This is a genomic window from Streptacidiphilus jiangxiensis (assembly GCF_900109465.1).
Classification (GTDB): Bacteria; Actinomycetota; Actinomycetes; order Streptomycetales; family Streptomycetaceae; genus Streptacidiphilus; species Streptacidiphilus jiangxiensis.
Genome location: NZ_FOAZ01000006.1, coordinates 224,123 through 241,167, shown reverse-complemented (window position 1 = coordinate 241,167; position 17,045 = coordinate 224,123). Strand labels below are relative to the sequence as shown.

The 17,045-nt window shown below is 75.0% G+C and carries 13 protein-coding genes; 8 read left to right on the top strand and 5 right to left on the bottom strand.

Annotated features, from left to right (window positions below; genetic code table 11):
* Positions 1 to 46: 46 nt before the first annotated feature.
* Complete coding sequence (locus BMY61_RS14270) at positions 47 to 979, bottom strand: NAD-dependent protein deacetylase (protein ID WP_042451066.1); 933 nt, start codon at positions 977 to 979, stop codon at positions 47 to 49.
* A gap of 55 nt (positions 980 to 1,034) precedes the next feature.
* Positions 1,035 to 1,994: a phosphotransferase family protein gene (locus BMY61_RS14265; protein ID WP_042451064.1), complete on the bottom strand. Its 960-nt coding sequence runs from the start codon at positions 1,992 to 1,994 to the stop codon at positions 1,035 to 1,037.
* A gap of 110 nt (positions 1,995 to 2,104) precedes the next feature.
* Here BMY61_RS14265 and BMY61_RS14260 point away from each other — a divergent pair, with 110 nt between their 5' ends.
* The gene (locus BMY61_RS14260) at positions 2,105 to 2,470 is read left to right on the top strand and encodes a hypothetical protein (protein WP_236656112.1); all 366 of its coding nucleotides are present in this window, start codon (positions 2,105 to 2,107) and stop codon (positions 2,468 to 2,470) included.
* A 229-nt stretch (positions 2,471 to 2,699) separates the two neighbouring features.
* Entirely contained in the window at positions 2,700 to 3,692 is a 993-nt protein-coding gene (locus tag BMY61_RS14255; RefSeq protein WP_052438926.1) for an alpha/beta fold hydrolase, read from the top strand.
* On the opposite strand, the gene BMY61_RS46135 is transcribed toward BMY61_RS14255, so the two are convergent.
* A complete protein-coding gene (locus BMY61_RS46135) occupies positions 3,674 to 3,835 on the bottom strand; it encodes a hypothetical protein (protein ID WP_161791286.1) in 162 nt (53 codons plus the stop codon). The genes BMY61_RS14255 and BMY61_RS46135 overlap by 19 nt on opposite strands.
* 136 nt (positions 3,836 to 3,971) lie before the next feature.
* Here BMY61_RS46135 and BMY61_RS14250 point away from each other — a divergent pair, with 136 nt between their 5' ends.
* Positions 3,972 to 8,507 carry an alpha-(1->3)-arabinofuranosyltransferase domain-containing protein gene (locus tag BMY61_RS14250; protein WP_161791285.1) on the top strand — a complete coding sequence of 1,512 codons (4,536 nt, stop codon included), beginning with the start codon at positions 3,972 to 3,974 and terminating at the stop codon, positions 8,505 to 8,507.
* 839 nt (positions 8,508 to 9,346) lie between these two features.
* On the opposite strand, the gene BMY61_RS14240 is transcribed toward BMY61_RS14250, so the two are convergent.
* Positions 9,347 to 10,516 carry a glycosyltransferase family 4 protein gene (locus tag BMY61_RS14240; protein WP_042451059.1) on the bottom strand — a complete coding sequence of 390 codons (1,170 nt, stop codon included), beginning with the start codon at positions 10,514 to 10,516 and terminating at the stop codon, positions 9,347 to 9,349.
* Positions 10,517 to 10,765: 249 nt separating this feature from the next.
* On the opposite strand from BMY61_RS14240, the gene pgfA reads away from it, so the two are divergent.
* The 4 genes from pgfA to BMY61_RS48775 are packed head-to-tail and all read left to right on the top strand — an operon-like array spanning position 10,766 to position 14,905.
* Positions 10,766 to 11,761 carry a cell envelope lipid trafficking protein PgfA gene (gene pgfA, locus BMY61_RS14235; protein WP_052438924.1) on the top strand — a complete coding sequence of 332 codons (996 nt, stop codon included), beginning with the start codon at positions 10,766 to 10,768 and terminating at the stop codon, positions 11,759 to 11,761.
* Positions 11,758 to 12,417 carry a methyltransferase domain-containing protein gene (locus BMY61_RS46130; RefSeq protein WP_052438923.1) on the top strand — a complete coding sequence of 220 codons (660 nt, stop codon included), beginning with the start codon at positions 11,758 to 11,760 and terminating at the stop codon, positions 12,415 to 12,417. Before pgfA ends, BMY61_RS46130 begins: the two co-directional genes overlap by 4 nt.
* Positions 12,414 to 13,859 carry a condensation domain-containing protein gene (locus tag BMY61_RS14225; protein ID WP_042451058.1) on the top strand — a complete coding sequence of 482 codons (1,446 nt, stop codon included), beginning with the start codon at positions 12,414 to 12,416 and terminating at the stop codon, positions 13,857 to 13,859. The genes BMY61_RS46130 and BMY61_RS14225 overlap by 4 nt, the downstream gene beginning before the upstream one ends.
* On the top strand, positions 13,856 to 14,905 hold the full coding sequence (locus BMY61_RS48775; RefSeq protein ID WP_063773298.1) for a methyltransferase domain-containing protein: 1,050 nt from the start codon (positions 13,856 to 13,858) through the stop codon (positions 14,903 to 14,905). The genes BMY61_RS14225 and BMY61_RS48775 overlap by 4 nt, the downstream gene beginning before the upstream one ends.
* A 7-nt stretch (positions 14,906 to 14,912) precedes the next feature.
* Here BMY61_RS48775 and BMY61_RS14215 read toward each other — a convergent pair whose 3' ends face one another.
* Positions 14,913 to 16,142, bottom strand: coding sequence for a hypothetical protein (locus tag BMY61_RS14215; RefSeq protein ID WP_042451057.1), 1,230 nt, complete (start codon positions 16,140 to 16,142; stop codon positions 14,913 to 14,915).
* Between the two features lie 197 nt (positions 16,143 to 16,339).
* Here BMY61_RS14215 and BMY61_RS44130 point away from each other — a divergent pair, with 197 nt between their 5' ends.
* Positions 16,340 to 17,020 carry a DUF4232 domain-containing protein gene (locus BMY61_RS44130; RefSeq protein ID WP_052438922.1) on the top strand — a complete coding sequence of 227 codons (681 nt, stop codon included), beginning with the start codon at positions 16,340 to 16,342 and terminating at the stop codon, positions 17,018 to 17,020.
* Positions 17,021 to 17,045 lie beyond the last annotated feature (25 nt).

Here is a 17,045-nt window from a genome sequence, read left to right as displayed (position 1 = left end):
TGCCCGCTGTCTCGGAAAATCTCCCCGGCCGGCGCCGAGCCGCTGCTCAGCCGCCTGTCGGCACGGCGTGGGGGTCGAGATCGAGGGCGGGGTCGGGGTCGACGCCCAGCCGGTCGGTGAGCTCGGTGAGCGCCTGCCCGAGCGGCAGGTCGACCCGCAGCGCGGCGTGCTGGTCGCCACGGGTGACGCCCTGGTTGATCACCAGCACCGGCTTGCCGGCCCGCGCCGCGTGCCGGACGAACCGCAGCCCGGACAGCACCGTCAGCGACGAGCCGAGCACCAGCAGCGCGGCAGCGGCGTCGACGCGGGCGTAGCACTCCTCGACGCGCGCCCGCGGCACGTTCTCGCCGAAGAACACGACGTCCGGCTTGAGCGTGCCGTCGCCGCAGCCGGTGCAGGGCACCGGCCGGAACGTCCGGACCAGGTCGTCGGACAGGTCGGCGTCGCCGTCGGGGTTGATCCGGATCGCCCCGGCCGTGAAGCCCGGGTTGGCCTCGCGCAGCCGCCGGTCGAGTTCCTCGCGGGTGCTGGTGGCGCCGCAGCCCAGGCAGACGACCCGGGCCAGACTGCCGTGCAGCTCCACCACGTCCCGGGATCCGGCCGCCTGGTGCAGCCCGTCGACGTTCTGCGTGATCAGCCCGGTCAGGTAGCCGTGACGCGCGAGCGCGGCCACCGCCCGGTGCCCGCGGTTGGGCCGAGCGGCACCGATCGTGCGCCACCCGAGGTGGCTGCGCGCCCAGTAGCGCCGCCGGGCGTCCTCGCCGCCCACGAAGTCCTGGTAGGTCATCGGCGTGTGGCGGCGCAGCGTCCCGCCCTCGCCCCGGTAGTCGGGGATGCCGGACTCGGTGGAGATGCCCGCGCCGCTCAGCACCAGCACCCGTCCGGCCCGCAGCACCTCCGCGACCGGCTCCACACTGCTCGTCGGCTCCGGCAGCTCCTCGTCGCCGGGCGTCCAGCTCAGGGTCGGTCGCGTCCGCATGCGTGCAGGGTACGTCGCCGCCCGGCCGTGCGGCATCCGGCGACGGTCCGCCCCGCTACGCGTAGCGCTCGAACAGGGCGTGGAGGTACTGCTCGAGCCGGTCGCCGAGCAGGTCGGGGGTCAGCTCGGTGCGGCCGAGCTCACGCCACGGGACGGCGACCTTCTCCGCGTCCGGGGCGAAGGCCAGGGCGTCGACGATCCTCCAGTAGAGGTGGGCGGGGCCGTCCTCGTCGAGCCGTCCGCCCGAGGCGAGGTAGCGGTCCGCGAAGGTCATCCCGAGGGGTACGCCGTGGAGCAGCGACAGGGCGGTCGAGCAGTGGGCCACATCGAGGTCGGCCGGCCCCCAGGAGGTCTCCACCCAGTCGACCACGCCGCTGACGCGGACGTCGTCGTCCCCGGCGCCCTCGAAGGTGTCCTCGAACAGGACGTTGCCGGGGTGGAAGTCCCGGTGCAGGAAGCAGGACCGGTGGGCGGGCGGATCCTGCCGGATCACGTCGACGGCCCGCCGCCACAGCTCCGGCCGCCAGCCGGCCTGCGGCAGCGCCACCCGTTCCGGGGAGGTCCAGGCCTGCCAGGCCCGGGGCCTCGCGTCCGTGGGGACCTCGACCCGGTGGATCCGCACGAGCTGAGCGGCCAGCAGGTCGGCCCGGCGCTCGGCGCCCTCGTCGTCCAATCGGACGGACCCGGGCAGCTGGGACATCAGCAGGGACGGATGGTCGCAGTGGGATCCGGTGGCGTCCACGCCCACCAGGGTGGCGGCCGGAACGTCCGTCGCCGCGAGCAGGCGCAGGATCGCAGCCTCCCGGGAGAGTAGGCCCTCGGCGTGCTGCACGTAGAAGGGCTTCACGAACGACCGCAGCACCAGGCCCCGCCGCCCCGCCGGGCCCTCGACACGCAGCCCGCGCATCTCCGACGTCCAGCCCCCGCGCAGCGGCTCGGCTCCTGCGAGGCGCTCCCCGCCCGCCAGTTGCCGCTCCACCCAGGCCCGCGTGGCGTCGCCCCCGTCAGTGATCATGAGCCGAGGCTAGCGCGCGTAGGGTGGGTCGTATGCGACGGGGGGCGCCGGTGCGACGGTGGCGATGGGTGGTCGGGGTGTACGTGGTCGGGTTCGTGGAGGGGACCTGCGTGCACGCGTACGACGTGGTCGCGGGTGGTCTCCAGGCCTATGCGAGCTGGCCGTTGGCGAGTCAGGTGCTCTTCCATGCCCTGCTCGGGCTCGACCTGTGGGCCGCGGTGCTGGTGCTGAGGAGGCGTCCGACCGGGCCGGTGCTCGCGGCGGCGATCATGGCGGCGGACCTGACGGCCAACTGGTGGGGCAACTGGGGCCGGCTGGTACGGCACCCGCTGGACTACCTCCAGCCCGTCGGGCTGCTGCCGATGACGCTGTTCGGGCTGTTCGTGTTCGCCACCGCGGCGCCGCTGCGCCGGGAGTTCCGGAGCCGGGACGGCGAGGGGGCGCGCGCGGCGTCCGGCAGGCCCTGCCCGCCGTAGGTTGCGGCAGCGGCAGCGGCAGCGGCGGGTACGGGGCGTCCGCAGCGCCGGGCCGAGCCGGCTCCGCACGGTCTCCGGGCCGTTCCCACACGCCCCAATGCCACGTCGGAATCACGATATTCCTGCTCGCACACTGTTATTGACAGTCCGTCAGGTTCCCTGCGACGCTGCCATGGCCCGTCGGAGCCCAGACCCGCGCGACGGTCCGGGACGGTCCAGGGAGGAACCCGTGCTGCCACTGCCGCTGCTCCCGCCGCGCCGCCCTCCGGGGCGGTTCCTCATGGTCTGGGGACGGGCCGTGCACCTCGTCGACGAGGGCGGAGCGGGCGCCGACGGTCCGGTGGCCCTGCTGGAATCCGGTCTCGGTGGCTCCTGGCTCGGCTGGGACCCGGTGGCGGCCGAGTTGCTGCCCCCACCGGACCGGTCGCCCGCCGCAGAGCCTGCCGGCGGGCGTGCCGACGAGCCGGCCGAGGGGCCCCGTCCCCTGCGGGTGCTGCGTGCCGACCGGCCCGGCCTCGGCCGCAGCCAACCGGCGCCGGGCGTGCCCAGTCTCGCGCTGCGCGCGGCCTGGACCGCTGCGCTGCTGGACGCCGTCGGCGTCCGCGTGCCCGTCGTCGTCTGCGGCCACTCCCTCGGCGGGCTCTACGCCGAGGCCTTCGCCCGCCTCTATCCGGGGCGCGTCGCGGGTGTGGTGCTCGTGGAGGCGCACGCGCCGAACGTCACCGGCGCGGTGCTCGGCCACCGGCAGGCGCGGGTGCGGGCCGCACGGCTGGCCGGCCACGCCTTCCGCTGCGCGGGGCTCAGTCAGGTGGTGGCTCCGGGCGTCCGACGGCTCGGGATGCGCACCCAGTCCGCGCGCCGGGGCGACCAGTCCGATGTCGGCGACGCCTACCGCTCCGCCTACGGCGCCGGGCACTGCCTGACCGAGGCGATGGTGGAGCGGGTCCTGGTGCGGGACTTCCTCGCCGAGCTGGCGGAGCTGCGCGCGACCACGCGGTTCCCACAGGTGCCGCTGCGGGTGCTCTGCGGCGTCGGGGCCGCGCCGGAGGTGTACGGCGCGCAGGCCGCGATGAGCCCGTTGGGCAGGCGCGTCGAGGTGGAAGGCGCCCTGCACCTCATGCCCGTGGACCGGCCCGACGCGATCGCCGCGGCCGTGCGCGAGGCGGCGGCAGGGCCGCCACGGGCCCTGCCGTCGCCCCGCTTCTACGACGCCTGCCCGTAGACCGCGAGCGGCACGTGGTGCTGCTCCGGCGTCGGGGCGTTCGGCTTCACCTGGCCGGTGGCGGCCGCCGCGGTGAACCCGGCGGCGGCGAGCAGCACAGCGAGCAGCGCGCCGAGCGTCGTGACTGTCGATCGAGCGAACACAGCATCACCCCACAGTGCACAGAGCCGACCAGGCCGTGGCTCGGCCGGTCGGGCGGCAAGCCGTTCGAGGCTATTGACGCTCCGTCAGAACTGCAAGAGCGACACGAAGATCGAAGATCGGCGAGGAGGACGCGCGGTGAGTACCGCTGAAGCGAGCAGCCAGGCCCCGGTGGCCTCCGGGTCGCAACGGAGCGAGGGGGCCGACCCCGGCCGCGGCGGACCGAGTTGGCCGCGCCTGCGCACCGGGTTCGTCGGGTCGCGCGCCGAGGGGCGAGCGGGTACCCGTTGGCTGCTCGGCGTGTGGGCGCTGGCCCTGCTGGGTCTGCTGCTCGAGGCCCCCGGTCGGATCGTCTTCGACACCAAGATCGACGTCGTGCTCACCCCGGGCCGGTTCCTCGGCCAACTCGCCGACCTCTGGAGCTCCCAGGGCGGTTTCGGCGGTCTGCAGGACCAGGCCGTCGGCTACGCCTTCCCGATGGGCCCGTTCTACTGGGTCGTCGAGTTCGTCGGCGTGCCGCCGTGGATCGCCGAGCGGCTGTGGATGTCGCTGATCGTCGCCGCCGCGTTCTGGGGCGCGGTGCGGCTGGCCGAACGCCTCGGCGTCGGCACGACCGCGTCGCGGCTGAGCGCCGGCCTCGGCTACGCCCTGTGGCCGACGCTGACCGCGCTGCTCGGCTCCACCTCGGCCGCGGTGCTGCCGATGGCGCTGCTACCGTGGGTGGTCGTGCCGCTCGTCGACGGCACCCGCGGCGGCGTCTCGCCGCTCCGCTGCGCCGGACGCTCCGCACTGGTGGTGCTGTGCATGGGCGGCGTCAACGCCGTCTCCGTGCTGGCCGTCCTGCCCGCGCCGCTGCTCTACCTGCTGACCCGTCAGTGGACCGCCCGGACGCGGAGGTTGCTCGTCCGGTGGCTGCTCGCGGTGCTGCTGGTGACCGCCTGGTGGTGGCTGCCGCTGCTGCTGCTCGGCCGCTACGGCTTCGACTTCCTGCCCTACATCGAGACCCCGCACACCACCACCTCCACCATGGCCGCCACCGAGGCGCTGCGGGGCACCGGCAACTGGCTCGACTACCTCGACTTCGGCACGCCCGCGCTCAGCGCCGGCTGGGTGCTGGCCACCACGGGCTGGGCCGTCGCGGGCAGCGCCGCCCTCGCCGGGCTCGGGCTCGGCGGCCTCGCCCGCCGTGACCTGCCCGAGGCGCGCTGGCTGCGCTGGACGCTCGGCTTCGGCGCCGTCGCCGTGCTGGCCGTCTACGGCGGCACGCTCGGCGGCCCCCTGCACAACGCGCTGCAGTCGCTCCTGAACGGGCCCGGCGAGGCGTTCCACAGCGTCTACAAGTTCCAGCCGCTGCTGGCCCTGCCGCTCGTTCTTGGCCTGGCCCACCTGCTGGGCCGGGCCTTCACCGCGCCGCGGCGGATCCTGGTGCCGGCGACCGCGTTCGTGCTCACCGCCGCGCTGCTCGGTTGCGCCGTGCCGTACCTGACGGCCCGCACGTTGCAGAACGGCTCGTTCACGGCCGTGCCCGACTACTGGAAGCAGACCGCCGACTTCCTCGCCGAGAACGGGGGCGGCGGCCGCAGCCTGCTGGAGCCGGCCACCTCGCACGGCGACTACAGCTGGGGCAGCACCACCGACGACGCCTTCCAGCCCTACGCGCAGTCCTCGTGGGCGGAACGCACCCTCGTCCCCAACGGCGGTGCGGGCGTGCAGCGTTACCTCGACGCCGCGGAACAGGCCTTCGCCACCGGCACCGACCAGCCCTCGCTGGCCGCCTACCTGGCCCGCGCCGGGATCCGCTACGTCGTGCTGCGCCACGACCTCGACCCGAACCAGTTCGACTACACCGACCCCACCGCCTACCGCGAGACGCTGCTCCAGTCCGGATTCCAACTCGCCGCCTCCTTCGGGCCGGTGATCCCGCCGACCCCCGTGCGCGGCGACACCCCGCTGCAGGTAGCCGCCCTCGACTACGGCTACCGGGCCGTGGAGATCTTCGAGGCGGACTCCTCCAAGCTCCAGCCCGGGACGCCGTTCGGCGTGCTGCCCGCCACCGGAACGCTGCGCCTGAGCGGCGGCCCGGAGAACCTGCTCCAACTCAGCGGCGCCTCGGACGGCTCCGGCGGCGGCCTCGCAGACGGCCGCGCGGTGCTGCTGTCCGGTCAGGGCGCCAGGACGGGCGGCTCCGCGCCCGCGGGCAGCCCGCTGGTGGTGGCCGACGGCCTGCGCCGCACCGACACCTCCTTCGGCCTGATCCGTGACAACGTCTCCTACACCTACACCGCGGACGGCACCAACCCGTCCGACCGTGGCGACGGCTCCGGCGGCAAGGCGCCACGCCAACTGCAGCCGCCCTTCGACATGGCCGGCCATCAGACCACCGCCGTGCTGGTCGGTGCCGCCTCGGTGAGCGCCTCCAGCTACGGCTCCTGGCTGCTCCAGTCACCCCAGTACGACCCCGTCAACGCCTTCGACGGCGACCCCGCCACCGCCTGGACCGAGGGGGACCCGAACAGCCCCGTCGGCCAGTGGCTGCGCATCGACTTCGACGGCAGCGTCGACCTGCCCGCCACGATCTCCCTGCAACTGCTGGACGACAGCGGACTGCGCCCGCTCATCAGTCGGCTCACCGTGCGCACCGACCGCGGCACCACGACCGACGCGCTCGGCGCCGGTGGCACCGCCCAGGACCTGGCCGTTCCGGCCGGTCCGACGCACAGCCTCACCCTCACCATCGCCGCCGCGACCGGCGCCGTCCCCGGCGGCCTCGGCGCCGGGATCAGCGAGGTGTCCATCCCGGGCGTGCAGGTGACCCGCTACCTGGCCACCGCGCACGACGCCCCGACCAACGGCGCGGGCGGCGTCGCGCTCTCCTTCCACCGCACCGTCGCCGCCACCGGCCTGCTCGGCCCCCAGAGCGCCGAGACCGGCCTCGCCCGCCAGTTCACCCTCGACGCGCCCGACACCTTCGACACGACGCTCAGCGCCATGCCGGTGCCGGGCCCGGCGCTGGACGGTCTGATCCGGGGCCTCACCCCGCGCAGCGGCCTCAGCGTCGTCGCCAGTCCCGCCATCGCCGACCTGCCGCAGTACCAGGCCACCAACCTGGTCCAGGCCGCCTCCTTCGACGGCTGGATCGCCGCCCCCGGCACCACCCCGCAGCTCAGCTACTCCTGGAAGGGCGCCCGCACCCTGAGCGAGCTCGACCTGCAGACCATGGGCGGCCTCGCCGCCGCACCGCTGACGGTCCAGCTGACCAGCCCCGACGGCAGCCGCACCGCGGCCGTCGGCGCGGACGGCAAGGTCACCTTCGCGCCGCTCCGCACCGACCAGGTCACCGTCACCTTCCCGACGGTCCAGCGGATCAGCACCTACGAGCCGATCACCGGCACCGAGGTGCCGCTGCCGCTCGGGCTGGCCAAGGCCTCCTTCCCGGCCCTGAGTGACCTCCAGCAGAAGGCCGCAGACCCGACGACCCCGTTCGACGTGCCGTGCGGCCAGGGCCCGGACCTGTCCATCGACGGCCACGCCTACCCCACGTCCGCCTCCGGCACGCTGGGCTCGCTGCTCTCGCAGCAGCCCGTCGTCGTCACCCTCTGCACGCCCGGCGGCGCCCGCCTCGCGCTCGGCGCGGGCACCCACCGCCTCGACGCCCCCGGTGACGGGGCCGGCCAGGCGCTCGCCCTGACCGACGCCACCCTCGTCGGCGCGTCCGAGCGCGCGGCGCTGGACGGCACCGCGACGCCGCCGGGTTCGGCCGCCCGGGCGGTCAGCGCCTGGAGCTGGGGCCAGGAGGACCGCTCGGTGACTGTCGGCACGGGCCCCGCCGCGTACCTGGAGGTCCACGAGAACGCCGCGCCCGGCTGGACCGCGACGCTGAACGGCCAGACCCTGCAGGCCGTCACCCTCGACGGCTGGCAGCAGGGTTACCTGATCCCGGCGGGCGCCGCCGGCGTCGTCACGCTCCACTACACCCCGCAGACCTGGTACCGGGTCGCGCTGGACCTGGGTGCCCTGCTGCTGCTCCTCGTTGTGGTGGTGCTGGTCGCGGCGGCCCGACGGGAACGGGCGGGCGCGCCCGCGGTCGGCGGAGACCTCGACGCGGTGGGCCCGCGAACGGGCCTGGCCTGGCCGGTCGGCCCGCTGGTCGCGGTGGCGGTCCTGGCCCTGGTCGGCGGCCCCATGGCGGGTGCGGCCCTGGTCCTGGTCGTGCTGTGGTGGTGGCGTCCCGACCTCGCCCGCGTCGTCGGTCCGGTCGTGGCCGTCGCCGCGATGACGGCGGCGGGCGTCATCGCCGCGGTCTCCGTCGAGCAGGGCCTCACCCCGGGCCAGGGCGCCTTCGGCCCGGCCGCGCAGGCCTGCGCACTGACGGCCCTCGCCGCGGCTCTCGCCCCGTGGGGCGCGCGCCCGACACCCGGCGGCGCTCCGGCCACCCCCCTCCCGCCGACGGCCACCCCGTCGACAGCCGCCCCGTCGTCCGCGGGCAGCACCGAGGCCCCGACGGTGCCCCTGCCGACCACCGGCCCGGCCACCCTCGCGGAACCGGTCCCCGGCCTGCTCTCCCACGTGCCGCACCAGCCCGGCTCCCCGGACGCGGCGACGCAGCCGCGGACCTCCGGGGAGGGTGCGTCAGGAACCGCTTCGCAGGCGGGTGCGCCGGAGGTGCCCGAGTGATCCTCGGGATCGCCGCGGCGGTGCTCGCCGCCGTCTGTTACAACGTCGGCCTGCTGGTCGAGAAGCAGGCGTTGGGCCGGCTGCCGACGTTGCGCCTCGCCGCGCCGGTCGCGCTGTTCCGGTCGCTGTTCGGCAGACCGGCCTGGCTGGCCGGGTTCGCGTTGGTGCTGGCCGGGTTGGTGCTCCAGGTCGTGTCGCAGGGGCTGCTGCCGATCACCGTCGCGCAGCCGCTGCTGGCCGTGGGGCCGGCCGTGCTGGTCGCGACGTCCGCGCTGGTCTACCGGGAGACGCCGGCCCGCGCCGACCTGGCGATGCTCGCCCTGCTCGGGCTCAGCACCGTCCTGCTCGTGCTCAGCTACGACCCGCACCTGGACCCGGTGGGGCGCGGCGAGCACCCGGCCGCCGTGCTGACGGTCTGCGCCTGCGCGGGCCTGGGCGCGGGCGCGGTGATGCTGCCCCGCGGACCGCGTTCCGGTACCGCGTACGGGGTGGCCGTCGGGCTGCTGAACGGCGCGGGCGGGCTGCTGGCCAAGGCGCTGGCGGTGGCCGCCAGGGACGGGCGCCGCACGCTCGTCTCGCTGGCGGAGCTGCCCTACGCGTGGCTGCTCGGGCTGTTCTCGGTGCTGATGCTGGGGGTGATGCAGATCGGGCTGCAGCGTTCGCGGGCGGCCTCGCTGGTGCCGGCGCAGGTCATCACCGGCAACGCGCTGGTGCTGGTCGCGGGCGGCCTCATCTTCCACGAACCGCTGCCCGCGGACCCGTTGCGGCTGGGCCTGCGACTCGGCGCGCTGGTGGTCTCGCTGCTGGTGCTCGCGCTGCGACCGCCGGCCGCGCGGGCGTCAGCGCCCCTCGCGGCCGGGGCGGGCGACGCGCCCGGCCCTGTGCAGGGCCTCGTCGACCACGGCGGCGAAGCGGTCGACGGTGGTGTGCCAGCGCAGGCCGAGCGCGCAGCTGCGGGCCGCGGCGCCCATGGCACGGCGACGGGCGGGGTCGAGGGCGAGTCCGGCCCAGGCTGAGGCGAAGGCGCCCTCCGTGGGGGCGAGCAGCCCGGTGGTGCCGTCGGCGACGGAGTCGGTGAGCCCGGGGATGCGGAAGCCGACGGTCGGTGTGCGGCGCACCGCGGCCTCGGTGACCACCAGGCCCCAGCCCTCGACCTGGGAGGGGTGCAGCAGCAGCCAGGCGCGGCACAGCAGTTCGTGCTTGGTCTGCTCGTCGATCCGGCCGGTGAAGAGCACCCGGGGCCCGGCCATGGCCTCCAGGCGTTCGCGCTCGGGTCCGTCCCCGGCGACGACGAGCGTGCCGCCGGTGACCGGGCGGACCCGGTCCCACAGGCGCAGCAGCAGGTCGATGCGCTTGTACTCGGCGAGGCGGCCGAGCGCGAGGAAGAGCGGCTCGGGGGCCTTGGGCAGCAGCGCGGCCGGTTCGGTCACGTCCTCGACGCCGTTGGTGACGACGCGGATGCGGTCCCGCGAGACGCCGATGTCGGTGAGCGCCTGCGCGGTGGACTCCGAGACGGCGACGAACAGGTTGCCGCGGTGGACGCGCGGCAGCAGCACGGTCTCCGCGTAGCGGCCGAGCGCGGCGATGGGCCAGGGGTAGCGCAGCGGCCACAGCTCGCGGTGGACGTGGTTGACCAGGCAGAGCGAGGGGGTGCGCGGCGACCAGGCGGGGGCCAGGTAGGGCAGGCCGTTGCAGACCTCGACGAGCAGGTCCACCCGTTCCAGGCGGCGCACGGCGCGGGGCGCGGTGAGGAACTGGCTGTAGGGGCCGCCGTTGCGCCGCACCCGGTAGGGGCGTTCGGCGGAGACGGGCCCACCGCAGACCAGGGTGGTGGGGTGGCCGCGCCGGGCCAGGCCGGCGGCGAGCTTGTCGATCAGGAGCTCCGACCCGCCGGCGGCAGGGCTGGCCAGGTCGCGCAGGGAGAGGAAGGCGACGTGCGCACGGGTGGCCGTCAGGGCCCGGGGGGCGCTCTCCCGGGACGGCGGCCGAAGGACGCCAGGGCTGTCCATCGGAGGGTGCCTTTCAACGAGGGAGGGAGAAGGGCGGGCCAAACCATAGGGTCTTGGTGACAAAGCGTCAATAACTTCCTACCAGCGGGTAATTCGTCTTCCCGAACAGGAAACGCCGACGGAATCATCGACCGCTCCACAATTATTGACGATCCGTCAGTTCAGGCTCTACGGTCCGGAGACATCTCACGAACCGCCCCGCCGCGTCCCGAGCCGAGGCAGCCGCCCGGCAGCCCTTTGGGGGTCCCGTTGAGCCACCGAGTCCGCGCCGCCGTCCTGCTCGCCACCGGCGCCCTGCTCGCCGCCGCCGGTCCGGTGCTGCACTTCGCCGTGCTGCCCGCCGTCCGTGTCGCACCCTGGGATCCCGACTCCACCACCGTCTCGACCGGGCAGGGCCACTACCTCGACCCCACCACCGGCGCGCCCGGCATCGGCCTGGTCACCGCGACCCAGCACATCCAGGGCGACCCGGTCCTCGGCAAGCGCGAACACCTGGCGGTGTGGACCATCACCACCCGCGTCGACACCCCCACCACCCAGAACCTGACCGACGCGCGCCAGGCCCTCAGCTACACCGTCGACCGCTGGACCTTCGACCGCGTCACCAACCTGTACGTCGCCTGCTGCGGCGCGGACACCGGGCGAGGAGCCGACGCCTACCTCAAGTTCCCCTTCAACGCGGACGCCTCCGAGTACCAGCTGTGGGACCCGGAGGCGGGACAGGCCTTCCCCGCCCAGCTCGTGGGCACGCGCGAGCTCGACGGCCACACCTTCAACGCCTATGTCCAGACGGTCCCGCCGACGCGGATCGGCACCGTCTCGGTGCCGCCCGGGGTGCTCGGTGTGGCGTCGAAGGCGCCGACGGTCCAGGCCGAGGAGTGGTACCAGAACCCGCAGACGCTCACCCTGGTCGACCAGGAGACCGGCACGCCCGTCTCGCAGACCAGCCACGAGATCATCACCCTGCGCATGCCCGGGCAGCCGACCCGCACCGCCACCGCCCTCGACGTCACCCTGCGCACGAACCAGGACACCGAGCAGCAGCTCGTCAACCAGGCGAGCGGCCAGGCGACCGGACTGAGGCTCCTCGGCGGGGACGTGCCCTGGCTCCTCACGGGCGTTGGCGTGCTGTTGGCCCTGTTCGCCGGTATCGGACTGCGTCGGCGCGCCACCTCGACCGGGCCGGACGCGCAGGAGCCCAGCCCGACGGGGGGCGAGCAGCCCGCCGTCACGGAGGGCGCATGAGTGTCGCCCCGGACGCGGAGGAGCCGGCCCGGGGCCCGGCGTCTGCTCCGGCGTCGGCCTCGGAGCCCGCTCCGGCGGCGGTACCGGTTCCGGCTCCGGCGGCGGTGCTGGTTCCGGCTCCGGTTCCGGCGTCGGTCGTGCGACTGCTGGCGACCGCCGCACGGCACGGGGTCCGCGCGCCCGCCTACCGGCGCCTGCACGCCGGTTACCGGGTCCGACGACTCGCCCGGCTGCTGGACCTGTCCAGCCGTCAGGTCGTGGCCGTCGGCCGGGACACGTGGCGCGCCGACGCCTTCCGTGCGGCCGGTGCCCGATGCCTGGTCGTCGAACCGGCGGCCGCGGTCGGCGCGCAGCCACCCTCGGGCGGGGGCGAGCGCGTGGTGGCCGACGGCTACTGGCTGCCGGTCAAGGACGCCGCAGCCGACCTCGCCTACTGCGACGCCGCTTTTCCGCGCGCCCCCGACGCTGTCGGCATCCTGGACGAACTGGCCCGGATCACCCGCGTCGGCGGCCTGGTCTGCCTCTCGCTCACCGGAGCCCGCCGCCCCGTCGTCCGGCTCCTGCGCCACCGCACCGACCTGACGCTGCTCACCCGCCTCGCGGCCGCGCCGCTGCCGCGCCGCCGCGCCGAACTGGTCCTGCGGAGGACGGCATGACCGCCGAGGCCACCCGATTCACCGCCGTCGACGAGACCGCCGACCTGATGGAACGGCGCGGCGAGCCGAACCTCATCTACCTCGAAGTGGCCGTCGCCGGGCGGTTGGACCCGGACCGCCTCCGCGCCGCGGTGCGCGCCGCGTTCACCACCCACCCGGCCACCCGCTCCCACCGCCGACCCGCACCGCCGTGGCGGCTCCGCAGCCGCTGGCAGGTGGCCCCCTGGCCCGAGACCGAGCCGCTGACGCTGCGCGTCGGCTCCGACCTCGACCTGGACACCGAACGCCGCGCCATCCTCGACACGGCACTCGACCTGCGCGACGCCCCGCTGCTCCGGCTGCGCCTGCTCGCCGGCCTGGCCGGCGGCGACCGGCTGCTGCTTGTCGCCCACCACGCCGGCTTCGACGGCATGGGCTTCGTCGGCGTCCTGCTCGCGATCTGCGCCGCGTACAACGCGGACGCGGAGGTGGGCGCGGAGGTGGGCGCAGTGGTGGGCGCGGAGGTGGGCGCGGCGCCGGACACAGCGGACGGGGCCCCGGCCGAGCACACGGCCTCGCCGGTCACCCCGCCGGTCACCCCGCCGGTCACCCCGCCCATCACCCCGCTCGCCGCAGGGGTCGCCGCTGCGCCCGCCCCGGGGTCCGCCACGGCCGGGGCTCCAGCAGACGCGGGCGCGGCACGGCGTGGAGCGATCCTGCCGCCGCGACCCGTCCGCGTCGCCCGGCGGCCCGCGCCGCGGCGGCGCAGCGGCTACGGGTTGGTGCCCCTCGTCTTCGACGCCGCTCGTAGCGCCGAGCTGGCCAAGGCGGCCCGCGCGGCCGGAGTCACCCTGAACGACCTGCTGCTGACCGCACTCGGCCTCGCCGTCACCCGCTGGAACGCCGGCCACGGGCGGCCGACCGCGCCGCTGCGGATCACCATGCCGGTCAACACCCGTGTGGCGCAGGCGCGTCACGACGGGGAGGGAAACCACTCCCGACTCACCTCGATCGACGTCGCCGTCGGCGCTCTGGAGCCGCGTTCCCGGCTGTGGTCCGTCGCCGCGCGCACCGCCGAGGCCAAGGCCGCCCCGGCGGGCGCCCAGGGCGGGCCCGCCGCCGTCGTCCTCGGAGCGGCGTGGCTGCCACGAGGCGTGCGCCGACTGCTCGCGCCCTGCGTGCGGTTCGCGGCGCGGGCGTTCGCCGACACCACCATGCTCAGCAACCTCGGGCCGATCGCAGCGCTGCCCGAACGGCTGGTGGGTGCGGGTGAGATCACCGAGCTGTGGGCGGCCGCACCCGCCCCCATGCCACGTGGGGTGTCCGTGACCGCGCTGGGTGCCGGCGGACGCATCCACCTGATGGTCCGCCACCGTTTCGAGGCCCTCGACGCGGCCGCGGCCGGTGCCTTCACCGACCTGCTCGCCGCCGTGATCTCCGAACTCGCGGAAGGACAGCCGTGACCGCGCCCGCCCCCTCTCCCGACTCCTCACTGCGCAGCCTCTACGAGGACCCCACCGTGGTGGTGGCCTCCAGCCTGCACCGGGCCCGGCGCCAGCTCGCGCTGCTGGAACCACTGCTGGATCGAGCAGCCGTCTCCCGCCGACGCCTGCGCATCCTCGACGTGGGCTGCGGCGACGGAGCCGCCACCGCGCTGCTGGCCCAGCGCGCCCACGGGCACACCGTCGTCGGCGTCGACTGGTCCCGAATGGCCCTGGAACGCGCCCGGGCGCGCGGTCTGACGCTCGTCCGGGCCACCCTCGACCACGGCGGCCTGCCGGTTGCGGACGAGGCCGTCGACGTCGTGGTGTTCAGCGAGGTCATCGAGCACCTCGTCGACACCGACGCGGCTCTCGACGAACTCACCCGCGTCCTGCGCCCCGGCGGTTCGCTGCTGCTCTCCACTCCGAACCTGGCGGCCTGGTTCAACCGCGGGCTGCTGCTGGCGGGCGTGCAGCCGGTCTTCACCGAGGTCAGCCTTAAACGCATCTACGGGCGCCCGGGGCGCGAAGTCGTGGGCCATCTACGGGTGTTCACCCGGGCCGCGCTGCTCGGGCTGCTGCGCGGGCACGGGTTGGACATCGTCGCCGTACGTGGCGCCGCCTACCACGACACCCCGCGAGTGCTCCGCCCGCTGGACCGCCTGCTCCAGCACGTCCCCGAGCTCGCCGCCGACCTCATCGTCCATGCCCGCACCCCGCTGGTCTCCGGCACCGGCCTCCCGGGGACCCCCGACACGGCGCCGTCCGCGGAGGACCCCATGCCGCTCGCCCCGGAACTGCTGGCGCTGCTCGCCTGCCCCGTCGACAAGGGCCCGCTGCTCTACGACCCGCAGACCGAGAGCCTCTACAACCCGCGCCTGCGCCGCGCGTACGCCGTCGTCGACGGCATCCCGCACCTCCTCGCCGACGAGGCGCGCCCCGTCGGCCGGCCCGACCACGAGCGCCTCACCGGCACCGCGGCCCCCGCCGCGGACCGGGAGCCGAGCTCACCCGCCCGCCCGGCCTGACACCGGTTCACGGGCCGAGCAACACCCAGAGCAGCAGTACCGCGCGGAGCTCCGGGTGGTGCCGGTAGACCAGCGTGACCGCGCGGCGGCCGATCTCCGGCAACGCCTCGATCTCCACTACGTAGTCCTCGTCCCGCTCGCCGCGGTGGGGGCGATGCCAGCCGAAGTAGGGACTGAGCTCCAGCTCCTGCCAGACCCCGGCGACGATCTTCCGCTCGGCCGCCAGCGCGGGGTCGCCCAGCAGGGGCTCGGCCGCGTCGGTCCAGGCGACGAATATGCCGTCACGGCTTCCCTCGGGCAGCCTCGCCCTCAGAACGGCCGCCGACTCGTCCACGGACATCGTCAGTGCCGCCCTCGCGTCGGCCGCGGTGGCGCGGGCGACGTAGTCGCGGTAGCGCCCGCTGAGGGCCTCCGCCTGGTCGGGCGAGGCACCCGCCAGGCCGGACTCGTACCGCTCCACCAGGTTGGGCAGGCCCAGCGCGTCGAGCTCCATCAGTGCGCTGCGCAGATCGGCCTGCTCCTGCGTCAGCTCCAGCGCCCTGCGGGCCCCCTCCGCCACCGCGGCGGCTTCGGCCTGGTCGGCGTCGTGCAGGCCGAGCGCCTCCTCCACGTCGTAGCGGAAGTCGTCGTCCCCGTCGAGGTGCTCCAGCGCCTCCAGGAGCATGTTCGTGCCCTCCTCGGCGGGAGCGCCGCCGATCTCGCGCAGGTGCACCGCGCGGGCGAGGCCGTTCTCCCGGCTCTCGTTGGCGATGTCGTTCCCGTGGACGACGGCGGCGGCCTCCTCGCGAAGCGCCGGGTCGATCTCAGCCAGCATCACGGCGGCCATCCACCGCAGTTGGGCGACCCGGTAGGACTCCCACCGGCCCTGCTGCGGGTCGGCGATGGCGGCGCGCAGCAGCGCGACGGCCTCGTCGCGGTACTCGGGCCCGAGGGCGGCCAGGGCCTCGGCCGCCCATATCCGGTCCTCCTCGAACGGCCCCGAGGCCGCGGCAGGCCCGCGCAGCCGGTCGGCCAGCCGCTCCCTGAACCGCCTCGCCAAACCCGACATCCCCTGGGCGATGTCGGAGGCGACCGAGAGCGGGAAGTCGTCGGCCAGGAAGCCGTCCGTCACGATCTCCTGCTCTTCCTCGCTCAGCGTGCCGAGCAGCCGGGCCGCCTCCTGACGCTCGGTTGGCGACGTGGTGCTGCGCACCGTGCTTTGCAGCCCCTGAAGTTCCCGGTCGTCCAGTCGTTGCATCCGTACTCTCCTGTGCGGGTGTGTGCCTGCGCAGGAGTCTAGGAAGCCCGACTGACACGCGGGGTGGCCGACGCCTGTGACGGGCTCGTGACAGTCGGCGTACGAAGTCGTGGATCTTCGCGGGACAGAACTGGTGAGCAGGGTCTACGACGACGCGGAAACGGCAGGGCAGCAGCCCTGTCCTGTGGGGGAATCACATGCACATCACCTCTCGTCTGTTCGCCACGGCTGGCGCCGCCCTGATCGCCGGTCTCACGCTGACCGCCTGCGGGGGTGCGGGCAGCTCCTCCTCGGCGGCCGGCTCCCCGGCCCCGGCCGCCTCGGGCTCGACGGGCACGACAGCCGCGCCGGGGACGGGCACCGGGTCCACCGGGACCACGGGCTCGTCGGGCGTCGGCACGGGCGGCTCGGGCACCTCCACCGGCGCGGCGCGCTGCACGGTCGCCGACCTGAGGATCACCGTGCAGGGCCCCGCGGCCCGGGCCTCCGAGCAGGAGCCGGCCTTCGCTGACATCCACGTGGTCAACACCTCCGCCCACACCTGCACCCTGGCCGGCTTCCCCGGCGTGCAGCCGGCGGACGACCAGGGCAAGTCCGCCCCGCTCGACGCGGTGCGCCACCAGGGCTTCCCGGCGACCCCGGTGACGCTGCGTCCGGGCGGCCTCGCCAACGCGGAGCTGCTCTACAGCGACGTGAACACCCAGGGCAGCGCCTCCGGTCGCCTGGTCTGCGCGGTGACCGGCTCCAAGGTCGCGATCATCCTGCCGAACACCACCCGTCAGGTGAGGGTTCCCGTCACCGGCGGAGTCGACAACGGCACCCTCAACGTCTGCGGCGACCTGACGGTCAACCCCTTGTCCGGCGTCCCCAACGACTGACGGGAAGCCCCACAAGGCCTCAGGC

Excerpts from the sequence above, each read along its gene's own strand:
- BMY61_RS14240 (WP_042451059.1), bottom strand. The coding sequence starts at position 10,516 with ATGGACAGCCCTGGCGTCCTTCGGCCGCCGTCCCGGGAGAGCGCCCCC.
- BMY61_RS14215 (WP_042451057.1), bottom strand. The coding sequence starts at position 16,142 with ATGCAACGACTGGACGACCGGGAACTTCAGGGGCTGCAAAGCACGGTG.
- BMY61_RS46130 (WP_052438923.1), top strand. The coding sequence starts at position 11,758 with ATGAGTGTCGCCCCGGACGCGGAGGAGCCGGCCCGGGGCCCGGCGTCT.
- BMY61_RS44130 (WP_052438922.1), top strand. The coding sequence starts at position 16,340 with ATGCACATCACCTCTCGTCTGTTCGCCACGGCTGGCGCCGCCCTGATC.
- BMY61_RS14265 (WP_042451064.1), bottom strand. The coding sequence starts at position 1,994 with ATGATCACTGACGGGGGCGACGCCACGCGGGCCTGGGTGGAGCGGCAA.
- BMY61_RS14270 (WP_042451066.1), bottom strand. The coding sequence starts at position 979 with ATGCGGACGCGACCGACCCTGAGCTGGACGCCCGGCGACGAGGAGCTG.
- BMY61_RS14225 (WP_042451058.1), top strand. The coding sequence starts at position 12,414 with ATGACCGCCGAGGCCACCCGATTCACCGCCGTCGACGAGACCGCCGAC.